General features: G+C 62.9%; 12 protein-coding genes. 4 read left to right on the top strand and 8 right to left on the bottom strand.

The window, feature by feature from the left end; genetic code table 11:
* Nucleotides 1-23: 23 nt before the first annotated feature.
* The gene (locus WA237_RS16010; RefSeq protein ID WP_336098832.1) at nucleotides 24-905 is read left to right on the top strand and encodes a LysR family transcriptional regulator; all 882 of its coding nucleotides are present in this window, start codon (nucleotides 24-26) and stop codon (nucleotides 903-905) included.
* Nucleotides 906-911: 6 nt separating this feature from the next.
* Here WA237_RS16010 and WA237_RS16005 read toward each other — a convergent pair whose 3' ends face one another.
* Complete coding sequence (locus tag WA237_RS16005; RefSeq protein WP_336098831.1) at nucleotides 912-2,015, bottom strand: mandelate racemase/muconate lactonizing enzyme family protein; 1,104 nt, start codon at nucleotides 2,013-2,015, stop codon at nucleotides 912-914.
* A 205-nt stretch (nucleotides 2,016-2,220) separates the two neighbouring features.
* Between WA237_RS16005 and pth the strand changes: the two genes are divergently transcribed.
* Nucleotides 2,221-2,907 carry an aminoacyl-tRNA hydrolase gene (gene pth, locus WA237_RS16000; RefSeq protein WP_336098830.1) on the top strand — a complete coding sequence of 229 codons (687 nt, stop codon included), beginning with the start codon at nucleotides 2,221-2,223 and terminating at the stop codon, nucleotides 2,905-2,907.
* A 51-nt stretch (nucleotides 2,908-2,958) separates the two neighbouring features.
* On the top strand, nucleotides 2,959-3,336 hold the full coding sequence (locus tag WA237_RS15995; RefSeq protein ID WP_336098829.1) for a DUF2237 family protein: 378 nt from the start codon (nucleotides 2,959-2,961) through the stop codon (nucleotides 3,334-3,336).
* Here WA237_RS15995 and WA237_RS15990 read toward each other — a convergent pair.
* Together WA237_RS15990 and WA237_RS15985 are read right to left on the bottom strand one after the other, a co-directional pair.
* A complete protein-coding gene (locus WA237_RS15990; RefSeq protein ID WP_336098827.1) occupies nucleotides 3,333-4,361 on the bottom strand; it encodes a YcjF family protein in 1,029 nt (342 codons plus the stop codon). The two genes, WA237_RS15995 and WA237_RS15990, sit on opposite strands and share 4 nt — an antisense overlap.
* A complete protein-coding gene (locus WA237_RS15985; RefSeq protein WP_336098826.1) occupies nucleotides 4,358-5,773 on the bottom strand; it encodes a YcjX family protein in 1,416 nt (471 codons plus the stop codon). The genes WA237_RS15990 and WA237_RS15985 overlap by 4 nt, the downstream gene beginning before the upstream one ends.
* 150 nt (nucleotides 5,774-5,923) lie before the next feature.
* Between WA237_RS15985 and truA the strand changes: the two genes are divergently transcribed.
* Nucleotides 5,924-6,700 (top strand): tRNA pseudouridine(38-40) synthase TruA, encoded by a 777-nt coding sequence (truA, locus tag WA237_RS15980; protein ID WP_336098824.1) that lies wholly within the window; start codon nucleotides 5,924-5,926, stop codon nucleotides 6,698-6,700.
* A gap of 81 nt (nucleotides 6,701-6,781) precedes the next feature.
* On the opposite strand, the gene WA237_RS15975 is transcribed toward truA, so the two are convergent.
* From WA237_RS15975 to WA237_RS15955, 5 genes are all read right to left on the bottom strand, one after another.
* On the bottom strand, nucleotides 6,782-7,399 hold the full coding sequence (locus WA237_RS15975) for a LysM peptidoglycan-binding domain-containing protein (protein WP_336098822.1): 618 nt from the start codon (nucleotides 7,397-7,399) through the stop codon (nucleotides 6,782-6,784).
* Between the two features lie 232 nt (nucleotides 7,400-7,631).
* The gene (locus WA237_RS15970; protein ID WP_336098820.1) at nucleotides 7,632-8,906 is read right to left on the bottom strand and encodes a bifunctional folylpolyglutamate synthase/dihydrofolate synthase; all 1,275 of its coding nucleotides are present in this window, start codon (nucleotides 8,904-8,906) and stop codon (nucleotides 7,632-7,634) included.
* Nucleotides 8,903-9,874 carry an acetyl-CoA carboxylase, carboxyltransferase subunit beta gene (gene accD / locus WA237_RS15965; protein WP_336098818.1) on the bottom strand — a complete coding sequence of 324 codons (972 nt, stop codon included), beginning with the start codon at nucleotides 9,872-9,874 and terminating at the stop codon, nucleotides 8,903-8,905. The genes WA237_RS15970 and accD overlap by 4 nt, the downstream gene beginning before the upstream one ends.
* An 82-nt stretch (nucleotides 9,875-9,956) precedes the next feature.
* Nucleotides 9,957-10,850 carry a CPBP family intramembrane glutamic endopeptidase gene (locus WA237_RS15960; protein WP_336098816.1) on the bottom strand — a complete coding sequence of 298 codons (894 nt, stop codon included), beginning with the start codon at nucleotides 10,848-10,850 and terminating at the stop codon, nucleotides 9,957-9,959.
* Between the two features lie 466 nt (nucleotides 10,851-11,316).
* Nucleotides 11,317-13,107 (bottom strand): TrlF family AAA-like ATPase, encoded by a 1,791-nt coding sequence (locus WA237_RS15955; protein ID WP_336098815.1) that lies wholly within the window; start codon nucleotides 13,105-13,107, stop codon nucleotides 11,317-11,319.
* Nucleotides 13,108-13,473: the final 366 nt, after the last annotated feature.

Below are 13,473 nucleotides of genomic sequence, written 5' to 3'. Positions count from 1 at the left end.
ATGATAACAAAACGGATCGGAACATGCTCAACGCGCTCTGGCTCAACAGTTTCGTCACCCTCTGCGAGACCGGCCATTTCACCCGCGCCGCCGCCCGGCTCAACATGACCCAGCCGGGGCTGAGCCAGCATATCCAGAAACTCGAGGCCCAGCTCGGCAAACCGCTCCTCTCCCGCGACGGCAAGAGCTTTATCCCGACCCCGGCGGGCGAGGCGCTGCTCGCCCTGGGCCGCCGCCGCCGCGCCGAGGAACATGCGCTCTTGCAGAGCCTCGAGGCCGACGATCCCGGCGCAGGCCCCTTGCGCATCGCCTGTTCCGGCTCGCTGGCGCTCTTGCTCTACCCGCGTCTCGTGGCGCTCATGCAGGCCGCGCCGCGCCTCACCCTCCATCTCGAGGCCACGCCCCAGCCGCGCATTCTCGACGGGCTGGTCGCCGGCGATTTCGATCTCGGCATCACCGAGGCCGCGCCCGATCACCCCCGGCTCACCGGCACGGAATGCGGCGAGGATGCGCTTTGCCTGCTCTTGCCCAAGGATCACCCGACGCCGCGCCGCTTTGCCGATCTCGCGAGGCTTGGCTTTGTCTCGCATCCCGATGGCCCGGCCTATGCCGACGCGCTCCTGGGCCGCAACTTCCCCGAGGAGTATCCCGGTGCCGACCGCCTCCGCCGCGCCTGTTCGATCAACCAGATCGGTCAGATCCCCCTCGCCGTGGCCGAAGGCCTCGGCTACACGATCCTGCCCCGCAGCGGGCTCGCGGGCTTTGCCGGCCGCGACCGGCTGCACCTCGCGGACCTGCCAAAACCGCACCGGCACGCGCTTTGGTTGCTCCACCGCAAACACCGCGTGTTGCCCGCCCGTGCCACCCGCGTGGCACGGCTCATCACCGAAACGCTGCAGAGCTGAACGCCGCTAGACCACCAGAACCGGCGCGCCAAACCGCGCCTCATCCGGTACAATGCCGAGCCCCGGACCGGCGGGCAGGGCGATATGGCCGCCGTTGATCTCGATCCCCGCCGCGTCATCATAATGCCCGTCGATATAAGGCGCGGCGATCCACACCCCTTCGAGAAGGCTAGGTTCGACCGTCGCCCCCAGATGGGTGCAGGCCGCCGCCAGAATATCGCCGCCCCAGGCATCGTCACAGCTATGCGGCAGGCGCCGCGCCGCACAGATGTCACGCACCGTGGCCATCCGCTGTAACCCGCCAAGCCGGGTGAGCTTGAACCCGAATCCATCGACCATCCCGGTCCCCGCCGCGCCGACCACCGTGCTCACATCAAAAGAGGTCTCATCCATATAGAGCGGATGCCGCAGCATGCCCCGTAGCGCCCGCATCTCATCATTGCTGGCGCAGGGCTGCTCCATCACCAGCGGAATATCGGCACAGGCCTGACTGACCCCGATGGCATCCCGCGTGGTCCAGCCGCGATTGGCGTCAATCGCCAGCCGCATGCCGCTGCCCTTGATCGCCTCCCAGACCTTGCGAATGGCCGCTACATCGACCTCTGGCGCACGCCCGCCCACCTTGAGCTGCACCCTTGGATAGCCCTCGGCACGTCTTTCCGCCGCGATCCGCCCGGCCTCCTCCGGCGTCTCGATCCCGATCGCGTAATAGGACGGCACACGCTCGGTCACCGCCCCGCCGAGCAGCTCCGCCACCCGCAGCCCGAGCGATTTGCCCAGCGCATCATAGACGGCCATATCCACCGCCGCCTTGGCATAGCCATGCCCCAAGAGCGCGCCATCCATCGCCCGATGCACCGCCAGCGGCAGAACCTCTGTCCCGATCAAGGCCCGCGCCATCGCCCCGAGCGCCGCCCGCGCCCCCTCGGCATGGGCCTCGGCATAGATCGGCCCGAGCGGGCAGGTCTCGCCCCAGCCGACGATGCCGGTGTCCGTCACCAGCTTGACCAGCGTCGTGTCGAGCGCGCTGATCTCGCCATAGGACATGGTATAGGGCCCGTCTTTGACCGGCAGGTCATGTTGAAAGAGGGAAAGCTCGGCGATCTTCATGCGCATGTCCTTGGCAGGTCTCACCCCCAATTTGACCAGAACGCCCCCCGGCTCTCGCCCGTTTGCGACAGGTCTGCCCTTGGGCCTCTGAGGGCCAAAACCCGCACCGTCGCTTTGCCGCCGCGATACCGACGTGTTACCGACATTGCGTTTCGCCCCCATCCGGGGCTAGACCAAACGCGACATGGGAAAAGGGATGACCCGCATGCTGATCTTTGCAGGGCTTGGAAATCCGGGCGCGAAATACGCCGGCAACCGCCATAACATCGGCTTCATGGCCCTCGACCGCATTGCCGAGGATCACGGTTTCGGCCCGTGGAAATCCCGCTTTCAGGGTCAGGCGAGCGAGGGCCGTCTCTGCTCGGAAAAACTGCTCCTGCTCAAGCCCGAAACCTTCATGAACCTCTCCGGTCAGTCGGTCGGCGAAGCCATGCGCTTCTACAAGCTCACTCCGGCGGATGTCATTGTTTTCCATGATGAATTGGACCTCGCCCCCGGCAAGATCCGGGTCAAGCAGGGCGGCGGCCACGCCGGTCACAACGGGCTGCGCTCGATCCATCAGCACATCGGCCCCGACTATGCCCGCGTCCGTCTCGGCATCGGCCATCCGGGCCGCAAGGAGCTTGTCGCGCAATATGTGCTGCATGATTTCGCCCGCGCCGACCAGGACTGGCTCGACGATCTGATGCGCGGCATCTCCGACGGGGCTAAGTCACTGGCCGCAGGCGATAATTCCAAGTTTCTCAACGCCGTCGCCCTGCGCGTGGCGCCACCCCGCTCGTCGAAATCCACCCCCAAACCGACCCCCGGCACCCCGGCGCCTCAGGCCGAGGACACCCCCGCCGAGGACAGCCGCACCCCGATGCAAAAACTCATGGACAAGTTCCGCTAAGCCTTGCGGCAGCGCCGCCATCGCCTAGACTACCCCAAGGAGGCGCGCGCCATGATCGAGAAAGACCCACCCGTCAACGTACTCGGGTCCCCCCTGACCGCCTGTTCCACGGGCGATCCCGTCACCGGCTTTTTCCGCGACGGCCATTGCAACACCTGCACCCAGGATCAGGGCAGCCACACGGTCTGCGCCCTGATGACGGCCGAGTTTCTGGCCTATTCCAAATATGTCGGCAATGACCTGAGCACGCCGCGCCCGGAATACGGTTTTGCCGGTCTCAAACCGGGCGATCAATGGTGCCTCTGCGCCGCCCGCTTCCTGCAGGCCCATGACGAAGGCTGCGCCCCGCAGGTCCGTCTTTCGGCCACCCATGCGCGCGCGCTCGACATCGTGCCGCTGCATGTTTTGAAAGAACATTCAGACAGTTAAGACCCGCCAAACAGCCCGGTCAGCGCCCGTTTCACCAGCCCCGTCACCGACGGCCGCTTGAGCCGGGCAAAGGGCAGGGGGCGGCAGACTTCCATCGCCGCCACGCCCACGCGCGCCGTCAGCGCGCCGTTCACCACGCCTTCGCCAAACCGCCGCGAGAGCTTGGACAACACGCCGCCGCCCGCCACCGAACTGATGAGATCATCGCCAATCGCCACCGCCCCGGTGGCCACCAGATGGGTCATCACCGCCCGGGTCAGACGCCAACTGCCGAGCGTCCCGGCCCGCCCGCCATAGACCTCGGCAATCCGCCGGATCATCCGGATATTGGCGGTGAGCGCCGCCACCACATCGGCCAGCGCCAGCGGCACGATCGCCGTCACCGTCGCCACCTGCCGCGCCGCCGCCTCGATCTCGGCCCGCGCCGCCGCATCGAGCGGCGCCATGAGCTCGGCCTCGGCCAGCCCCAGCAAATCCGCCGCATCGAACTGATCGCCCTGCCGCTCGCTGAGCCGCGCCCGAGACCAGCGCAGATCCTCCCGCGCCGCATAGAGCGTATCGAGCCGCGCCACCACCTGCCGCGCCGCGCCAAGATCCTGATCGACCAGCGCCGTCTCGGCCATATGGTGCAACCGGTCCATCCGCTTGAGCCGCGCAAACCCCGCCAGCTCGCGCAACGCAATCGCCAGCAAAACAACGACAAACGCCACCAATAGCGCCGTGACCGCCATTCCCAAGAGCGGCATCCGGTCGAGCAGCGAGGTCACGAAATCCCACGCCGCCACCGACAGGATCACCCCGAGCAACGTGCCCAAAAGCCCCCAGAACCAGCGGCCGAGCCGCGACGGCTTGCGCGCGGCCAGGGTCGCCACGGTTTGCATCGCCCGCCCCTCGGGCAGCGGCGCCTCCGGGTCGGGCACGGCGGGGGCCTCATCGGGGCGCGCCCCCGGTCCCGCCTCATCGCCCAGCTCAAAGAGGATCGGGCCTTTGCGGGGCTTGCCCTCTGGTGTCGGTCTCTCGCTCACAGTCGATCCCCCAGCAGGAATTGCGCCGCCCGGTCCAGCCGGATATGCGGCGGCCCTTCACCGGGCTTGAGATGCAGCGGCGCCGGCGCGAATTTCATGATCTCGTAATCGGCATCGAGCCAATGCTCGGCCCCCGATTGCGCCGCGCTCAACAGGCGCTGCGGGCTTTCGGGCAATTCTCCGGGGTAAAACGCCGCCTGCTTGCCGGTGTCAAGCAACGTCCCGCGCACACAATCGAGCGTCTCACCGCCATGTTCGCGGCGTTCCTCCACCGTCGCGCGCAATGCGGCAATCGCCATCCCGGCGGTCTCGACCCCGGCGAAATCCGCCCGCGACCGCGCCTTGCGGGTCAGCTCTTCGATGATCGCGGTCAGCCGCCCGTGCTGGCTGTGATGCAGATGGTCCGCCTTGGTGGCGGCAAAGAGGATTTTCTCGACCCGCCGCCCCATCAGGAGCCGCGACAAAAAGGAATTCGCCCCGGGCCGAAACGCCTGCAGCACCTCGGTCATCGTGGTCTGAAGATCGGCCATCGCACGCGGCCCGGCATGGATCGCCTCGAGCGCATCCACCAGCACGATCTGCCGGTCGATCCGCGAAAAATGATCCCGGAAAAACGGCGTGACGATGCCGCGCTTATAGGCGAGGTAGCGCCGCTCCATCTCGCGCCAGAGGCCGCGCCGCGCGGGCCGCTCTTCGGGCGGCAGCGGCGCAAAGGTGAGCGCGGGCGACCCGGCCATATCGCCGGGCAGCAAGAACCGCCCCGGGCTGAGCCCCGACAGGCCAAGCGCGCGCCCCGCATGCAGCGTCTCGGTATAGCGCGCGGCCAGCGCCTTGATCTGCGGCTCGTCCCACGACGCATTGGCCTCTGCCGCGCGGGCCTGGGCCAGGTATCCCGCCCCATCCTCGCGCGTGGCAAGCGCCGACAGCACGCTCTCGGACCACTCACCATAGCTCTTGTCGAGCAGCGCCAGATCGAGCAGCCATTCGCCGGGGTAATCCACGATATCGAGATGCACGGTGCGCGGCCCGGTCAGCCCCGCCAAGAGACCCGAGGGCCGCACCCGCAGCGACAGCCGCAGCTCGGAGATCGCCCGCGTGCCGCTCGGCCAAACCGGCTCTGGCCCGGTGAGCGCGGCAAGATGGCTCTCATAGTCAAAGCGCGGCACGGTGTCGTCGGGCTGCGGCTGCAGGAAGGCCGCCGAAATCCGTCCCTCCGAGGCCGCCAACAGCCCCGGCATCCGCCCCCGATCAAGGAGATTGGCCACCAGCGAGGTGATGAACACGGTCTTGCCCGCCCGGCTGAGCCCGGTGACGCCGAGCCGGATCACCGGCTCGAAAAACGTCTCGGACAGCGTGTCGCCGACATTCTCGACCCCGCGCGTCACTGTGTCTGCCAGCGTGGATATGACCAAACCGCCTGCCCCTTTGTGCATGTTCTGCGGGGTGTGCCCCCCTGTCCCGTCAAGATAGTGCGCCCACCCCCGCTGATCTAGGGGGCGGATCAGGGGCAATTCCCCCGTGAAACGCTTGGCGCACCGGCAAAATTGGGCTAAGCGCCGCCCATGCCCAGATATGCGTTGAAAGTTGAATATCACGGCGCGCCCTTTGCCGGTTGGCAGCGCCAGAAGGATCAGCCCTCGGTTCAGGGGGCGATCGAGGCCGCGCTGTCGGCGCTCGAACCGGGGGCGCATACCATCGCCGCCGCCGGGCGCACCGATGCGGGCGTCCATGCGCTCGGTCAGGTCGCCCATTGCGATCTGCGCCGCGACTGGGACCCGTTCCGGCTCTCCGAGGCGCTGAACTACCATCTCAAGCCCGCGCCGGTGGCGATCACCGCCTGTGCGCCGGTGGCCGAGGATTGGCACGCGCGTTTTTCGGCGCTGGAACGGCGCTACCTGTTTCGGCTGCTGACACGCCGCGCCCCGGCGACCCATGACGCGGGTCTCGTGTGGCAAATTCCGCACCGACTGGATACCGACGCAATGCAGACGGCCTGCCGACATCTCGTTGGGCGGCATGATTTCACCACCTTCCGCTCGTCGATCTGTCAGGCGGCAAGCCCGGTCAAGACGCTGGACGAGCTGACGATCACCGAGCATGAGGGCGTATCCGGCTGGGAAGTAAGGTTTTTTCTGCGCGCCCGGTCCTTCCTGCACAATCAGGTGCGCAGCTTTGTCGGGACGCTCGAACGCGTCGGCGCCGGCCGCTGGTCGCCCGACGACGTCAAAGCCGCCCTCGACGCCCGCAACCGCGCCGCCTGCGGCCCCGTCTCGCCCCCCCACGGGCTCTATCTGGCGGGGGTGGAATACCCCGAAGATCCCTTCGCGGGTCAAGACTAACCCCTTGAAATGAAAGGGGGCCGTTGAACCGGCCCCTCAGTCACACCTGCCATGGAACTTGGCGGGTTATCTCCAGCTGCTCTACTCGCTTGCCTGCAGTGTCGCCGGAAGGATCAGCCGCTGCCCGACATGTAACCTGTCGGGGGCCGCGAGCCTTTCCTTATTGGCGTGGAAAATGTCGTGCTGGGCCTCGGTGACGCCATAGAACCGATATGCAATCGATGCCAATGTGTCGCCCGCGGCCACGATGTAAGTGTCCTGTCCGAACTCGTTGATCCCGGCCTCGACCCAGAGCGTTTCAAACTCGCCGCTCTGTGCCGGATCCCGCGCGCCCCGCTGGGACGCCTCTCTAATCAACTGATCTATATAGACTTCTTGCCGATCTCGCGCGGCGGTCTTGGCCGCGTCGAGCCCGGCATAGCCGGTGCCGTAGTCGGATGTCTCGCGCCGGGTCTCGGCCGAGAAATGGTCCAGTAGCCCAAACCCCACCGCATCCGGATCGACCGCCGATTGATCGAGCACCGGGGCCTCGGCCCGGGTCCGGGCCGGGCGCGTCGCAAACTCATCCGTGGTCAGCCGCGTCACCGATATGGCCGAGCCAAGCGGTTCGGGTTGCCGCGGATCGGGCGTCTGGGGGCGCATGAAAACAAGGAGAAGACCAGCCGAAAGCCCAAGCGCAAGAAGCACGGGGCGCTTCACGTCCAGGCCTCCGGCAGGGCGGACGCACGGGAAAATCGCACCGCCCGCCAGCTGCTGTCAGCGGCGAGGAGTGGGCTTTGCCTGTGTCGAGATGAGACCCTGGTCACGGCCCCGATGTCCCCCAATGTCCTTGTGCCACGACCCAAATCTGCGGGAGGCACTGTGACTGCTGAACAACATATAGGCGAATCACCGCGAATCGGTCAATAGAAACCGATTCGCGAGTTTCGGATTAAGCGTTCTCGCGGAGGACGTGCCCGGCGAGATAGAGCGAGCCGCAAATGAGGATGCGCGCCTGCGGTGCCTGGGCCGCAATCTGCGCCAACGCGTCCTGCACCGATGCCGCCACCGTCGCGCCAAGCGCCACCGATTGCGCCGCCTCTGCCGTGGCCTCGGCCGAGAGCGTGTTGGCCTCGCCGGGGATGGACACGGCATAGAGATGCTTGGACACCTGCCCCAGAGGGCGCAGATAGCCGGTCACATCCTTGGTGTTGAGCATCCCGCAGATAAGATAGGTCGGCCGCTCCGGCAGCCGCGACAGATGCCGCCCGAGCGCCTCGCCCGCCGCCGCATTGTGCCCACCGTCGAGCCAAAGCTCGGCCTCGGGCACCAAGGCGGGCAGGGGGCCTTCGCTCAGCCGCTGCATCCGCGCGGGCCATTGCGCCTGACTGACCGCTGCCTCCTGAGCCGCAGCATCGAAGCCAAGATGGCGCAGCGCCGCCAGCGCCGCTCCGGCATTGTCGATCTGATGCGCGCCCGGAAGGTTCGGCAGCGGCAAATCGGCCAGCCCGTTATCATCTTGGAACACAAGGCGCTCACGCTCTTCGCTCACATGCCAGTGCTGGCCTTGGGCCAGCAGCGGCGCGCCGTTGCGGGCGGCCACCTCTTCGATCACGGCCAGCGCCTCGTCGGGCTGTGGGCCGACGACACAGGGCACGCCCCGCTTGATGATCCCGGCCTTTTCCCCGGCGATCTTGGCCAGCGTATTGCCGAGAAACTGCTCATGGTCGATCGACACCGGGGTGATCACGGTCAGGGCAGGCTTGGCGATCACATTGGTCGCGTCGAGCCGCCCGCCAAGCCCCACCTCGAGCAGGGTGAAATCCGCCGGGGTCCGTGCCATGGCGAGGATCGCGGCACAGGTGGTGATCTCGAAATAGGTGATGCTCTCGCCGCCATTGGCGGCATAGCATTCATCGAGCACTGCGGTCAGATCCGCCTCGGAAATGAGGTGTCCCGCGAGCCGGATACGTTCGTGAAACCGCGCCAGGTGCGGCGAGGTATAGGCATGAACGCGCTTGCCCGCCGCTTCGAGCCCGGCCCGGATCATCGCCTGGGTCGAGCCCTTGCCATTGGTGCCGGCGATATGAATCACCGGAGGCAGATCGTCCTGCGGATTGCCCAGCGCCTCAAGAAGCCGCCAGACACGGTCGAGCGTCAGATCGATGATCTTGGGGTGCAGGGACATCATCCGTTCGAGGATGACATCGGATGTGGCCGCGCTCATTTCTTCTTGGGCTCGGCGGGCTTGGCCGCCTCTTCCTTGGCGGGTTTATCCTTGGCTGCGGTCGATTTCGCGGCGCTCTCGTCTGGGGAGGGCGCGGGCAGATCCCCCGCCACCGCCGGCGGCTGGCCAAGCAGCATCCGGGTGATGGTGATCAACTCGTCGCGCAGCTCGGTGCGCGGTGTCACCCGGTCAAGCATCCCGTGATCGAGCAGATATTCGGCCCGCTGGAAGCCTTCGGGCAGCTCTTCGCGGATCGTCTGTGCAATCACACGCGGCCCGGCAAAGCAGATGAGCGCATTGGGCTCGGCAATCTGCACATCGCCCAGCATCGCATAGGAGGCGGTGACCCCGCCGGTCGTCGGATGGGTCAGCACGACGATATAGGGCAGGCCGGCCTCTTTGAGCATCTGAACCGCGACCGTGGTGCGTGGCATCTGCATCAGGCTCAGGATGCCCTCTTGCATGCGCGCGCCACCGGCTGCGGAAAACAGGATAAGCGGACGTTTGAGTTTCACCGCCTCTTGGGCGGCGGCAATGATCGCATTGCCCACATACATGCCCATCGACCCGGCCATGAAGGTGAAATCCTGGGCTGCGGCAACAATCGGGGTGCGCCCGATTTCACCCGCCGCGACGAGAATCGCTTCTTTCTCGCCGGTGGATTTCTGCGCCGCTTTCATCCGGTCGGGATAGCGTTTCTGGTCGCGGAACTGCAGCGGGTCGACCGTCGGGCTCGGCACGGCGATCTCGGCAAAGACGCCACCGTCGAACAGACCCTCAAAGCGCTCGCGCGGGGTGATGTTCATATGGTGGCCGCAGCTCGTGCAGACCTGAAGATTGTCCTTCAGCTCACGGTGGAACAGCATGGTCCCGCAGCTGTCGCATTTGGACCAGAGGTTCTCCGGCATCTCACGGCGCGAGAAAATCGAATTGATGCGCGGCCGCACATAGTTCGTGATCCAGTTCATGAAAGCTCGGTCCCTGACGTTTTCATTGCCCCGCACATAAGACCCGTGGAGGCGAATTGCAATTCTTGCTGTGACGTAGCGTTCATCTGCGCAAAGCCAGCCGCGCGACCAGCCACAAACAGAATGTAACGAGGATTTCTTGCGGAACCCAGTCCCAGATGAGTGTAGGATCGTCCAGAGGCCGCGCCACGACAAAGAGCGCCGCCCCATCGAGATAGTCAGCCTGCGAGACGATGCCGATGGCGTAGAGATTGTTGATCAGATGCATCGCGATAGCCGGGCCCAATGTCCCGGCCCGCGCCGTCAGATCCGCCGCGGCCAACCCGAAAAGCGCCGACCAGGCGGTGATCAGCCAGGCGTTCGGCCCCATGAGGTCCGGTTGATGGTGGAGAAAGCCGAAACAGATCGAGGGCAGGATCAGCCAGACCACCGCAGGCGCCCCGCGAGCGGCAAGCTGGCTTTGGAAATAGCCCCGAAACACAAGCTCTTCTGCGGAGACCTGCACGAAAAGCCCGATCAAGAGCGGCGTGAGCAGCACAAGCCAGCTGCCGAGGGGGATGTTGGACTGAAGGGGATAGTCCGGGTCACTCGGCACGAGGGACACGAGGGCAAAGAGCAGGGCAGAGTAGAAAAAGACCCGCCCGCCCTGCCGCAGCGCGACCGGCAGCGAACCGATCAGGCCCAAGAGGCTGCTGCGTCGGTGAAACAGCCAAAGCACGGCCATCAGCGCGAAGATATAGCCCAGAAAGGTGAAGAGAAGCAGGATCAGCGTCAAAGGCGAACGGCCCTCGGCGAGCTCGTTCACGCCGCGTGGCAACAGCCCCAACCGCGAGAGCCCATCGGCCATCCCCACCGCAAGCGAGGTGTTGAGGACAAGGCCGAGCACAACGAAGACCAACAGGCCGATACAGAACCGCGCCCACCCTCCCGACGCGCGCGCGGGATGAAGCAGGCGATCATACGCAACATATTTCATGACCATGACAGTACGACCGTCGCCCCAAGGCCGCAATCTCTGAAAGCCACCTGCGAAACGCCGATTTGACTTTGATCTCCGCCGCATCCCCGGCTATTGCTGCGCCCAAGCGGTCCCGTAGCTCAACTGGATAGAGCAGCTGACTTCTAATCAGCAGGTTGAGGGTTCTTATCTTAACGGATAAAAGATAACTTTTTACGCCTATCGAAACCCCATTTTATCTTGTTGAAAATTTAGGGTTATACGCCGAAAGTTGCTGCTTTTTCACGTAAGCTCCAAGAAAGTTTTAACTGCTCATAGAGGGTGTGCAACTTGAACACGTAGCTGTCTAAGTGGTTTCGTCGAGCAAGGTGCCTTGGTATGCGCGCTCTCCAAAAAGCTGGCGTATACCAAGGCACCATGGTCCGCAGGGCCATTCTCATCAGATGCCATCTGTGGTCACGCAATTCCTTTTGCCAAGGAAACCTTACCTAACGCGGAGTCTTCTTTGTCGTTCGAGAAAGGCCTTTTCTCCTCCCTCGAGAATGTCGCAAACGGCCGTGCGGATCGCGAGGTTTTCAAGGCCACCCGAAATATACTTTATCAACGGCAAACCGCTTGACTGATGTTCCCCTGCTTCGGCTACAATGATCTGATCCGCATCAGTATTGATCACAAGATTGGCGTTGTGGGTCACCATAATGACTTGTCGCTTTGCCTTAGCCGCAACGAAAAGTGGCACGAGTTCTTCAAATACGGACTTTGGATCAAGGTTTTCTTCAGGCTGATCAATAATTAGCGGTCTGTCGTCTGACTCATCCAGAGCCAGATATAATAGCAGTAACACGATGCCGCGCGTTCCAGGGGAAAGCTTTCGAATGTCAACACCGTCGTAGAATAGATCATATTGAACTGAGATGTGGTCAGTGCCGAATAGCCAGCGTGCGAACCGTTTCAACCATGCATGGAAATCATCCTTTTGGCTCGGCTCATAGGGTGCGTGTTCGAGAAGATCTTTCCAGTAGCTGGAAATGAATTTTTTCATTGCAGCTTCGACTTCCGTCGCATCACCATTTGCCCAAATTGGCGCTAATGTATGACCTAATACGCTAGTCAGGGTTCCGCGCCCATTGAAGGGACCCGCTTTTCTTCTGTCGAGGAGGTTCTCTTCTGCAAAAGCGCCCCATTCCTCAATGTCGACAATTCGGCGGACAGAGAAGCCGAGCTTTTTAAGCGTGCCCCGAGCTTCAGCCAATCGTGACATGAGCGGACTGTATAGATCACAGAGAGCTGTTTGTTCGTTGATGATTGCTTGAAACACACGGCCATAGGCGGTGTCTCTTTCAACTTGGAGGTCTCGTCTGCGGGACTCCGCTCCGACAGCATCTTTGAGCTTCACTCGGAGCGCTTGAAGAGCTGAGGTTTCTTGCGCAATGCGCTTGGCCAAAGCCGTGTAGTTTTCGCGAACGATTCTGTCAGCGCTAAACAACGCCTCGAGACGCTCCATCTCTGCAGTTATCGTATTGAGTTCCAGAGTCGCAAGATCAGTTCCATCTTCAATTAGAGAGCAATTAGGATCTGAAATTTCAATTTTTGGTCCAGACAAAGCTGATATTTCACCGTCGACCCAGGTCAAATAACGGCTCAAACTTTCGTCTACATTTCCCTTGTAGATTAGCATGAAGTCGTCCCATTGCTCAGGAGATAGGCCGCTTTGTGCGTGTCTACCTTGCGCTTCTCGGAGCATTTCTGGGGCCTTTGTAGATCTTAAACTCTGGACTTCGTCTTGCATCGCCAAGAAGGTTCTTCTCTGGCTTCCCAATATTTGAATTCTTGACCTCAAGTCTTGGGCAAATTCACCAAGCTCTGCATGACGCTTTACTTGCGCTTCCGTCCCTTTTACTGACAGCTTCGAGAGATCGGACTTGTAATTATCGATCAAGCCTCTCTTTCGCTCGACTTGTGCAGTGAGCAATTCGACCTGTCTTTCCTTCTCAAGTTCGCTGGCAATTCGGTCTGATATAGCAGCGATTGCCTCTACTTCTCTTGCTCGGGCTTGTTGGAACCTTCTCGTGCGGTGATCACGCAGTTCTGCAAAATCAATTGCTCCATCTCGGCTGTCTTCATCATGTGCCGAGAAAATAACGCGCTCAATTTCAGAAATCAGCCTATCTGAAACACCTGTCGAAGAACAAAGGTCTTCGACGAATTGTTGAGATAAATATCGCGCCCGCGGTGCAGATAGGTGACCATTGGAGTCGCGACCGTCGAGTGGCAAGGTACTGACGGCCCCGCCCCCCCCAATTCAAGGTTGCAGCGGCATTTCCAATGAGAGGCCGGGCACGCGCCAAAAATGAGGGGCTCTTGTTGTCATCGGCATTCCATGCTTCCTCTGGAATTGCGTCACACCCAGCTGCAATCATATCCGCAAGTGCCGTTTTCCCGGATCCCCTTGCGCCGATCACAGCAACTAAACCGCAATTGAGAGGAATTTTGTTAACTTCCAACCAATCCGCGTCACTGATCTCAATCTCTGTAATGACTTGAGATGGCATAGCTGATGTGGGGGGCTCTGTTGCACAATTCGGCTGATGGCCCAGGCTCCCCTTTCCCCGGACGGACTTATCCCGCGGCTTCTGTGACG

Source organism: Roseovarius sp. CH_XMU1461 (assembly GCF_037027165.1).
Lineage (GTDB): Bacteria > Pseudomonadota > Alphaproteobacteria > Rhodobacterales > Rhodobacteraceae > Roseovarius > Roseovarius nubinhibens.
Note: the sequence above shows the minus strand (reverse complement) of the source record. Positions and strands in the feature narration are given on the sequence as shown.

Excerpts from the sequence above, each read along its gene's own strand:
- WA237_RS16010 (WP_336098832.1), top strand. The coding sequence starts at position 24 with ATGCTCAACGCGCTCTGGCTCAACAGTTTCGTCACCCTCTGCGAGACC.
- WA237_RS16005 (WP_336098831.1), bottom strand. The coding sequence starts at position 2,015 with ATGAAGATCGCCGAGCTTTCCCTCTTTCAACATGACCTGCCGGTCAAA.
- pth (WP_336098830.1), top strand. The coding sequence starts at position 2,221 with ATGCTGATCTTTGCAGGGCTTGGAAATCCGGGCGCGAAATACGCCGGC.
- WA237_RS15995 (WP_336098829.1), top strand. The coding sequence starts at position 2,959 with ATGATCGAGAAAGACCCACCCGTCAACGTACTCGGGTCCCCCCTGACC.
- truA (WP_336098824.1), top strand. The coding sequence starts at position 5,924 with ATGCCCAGATATGCGTTGAAAGTTGAATATCACGGCGCGCCCTTTGCC.
- WA237_RS15970 (WP_336098820.1), bottom strand. The coding sequence starts at position 8,906 with ATGAGCGCGGCCACATCCGATGTCATCCTCGAACGGATGATGTCCCTG.
- accD (WP_336098818.1), bottom strand. The coding sequence starts at position 9,874 with ATGAACTGGATCACGAACTATGTGCGGCCGCGCATCAATTCGATTTTC.
- WA237_RS15960 (WP_336098816.1), bottom strand. The coding sequence starts at position 10,850 with ATGAAATATGTTGCGTATGATCGCCTGCTTCATCCCGCGCGCGCGTCG.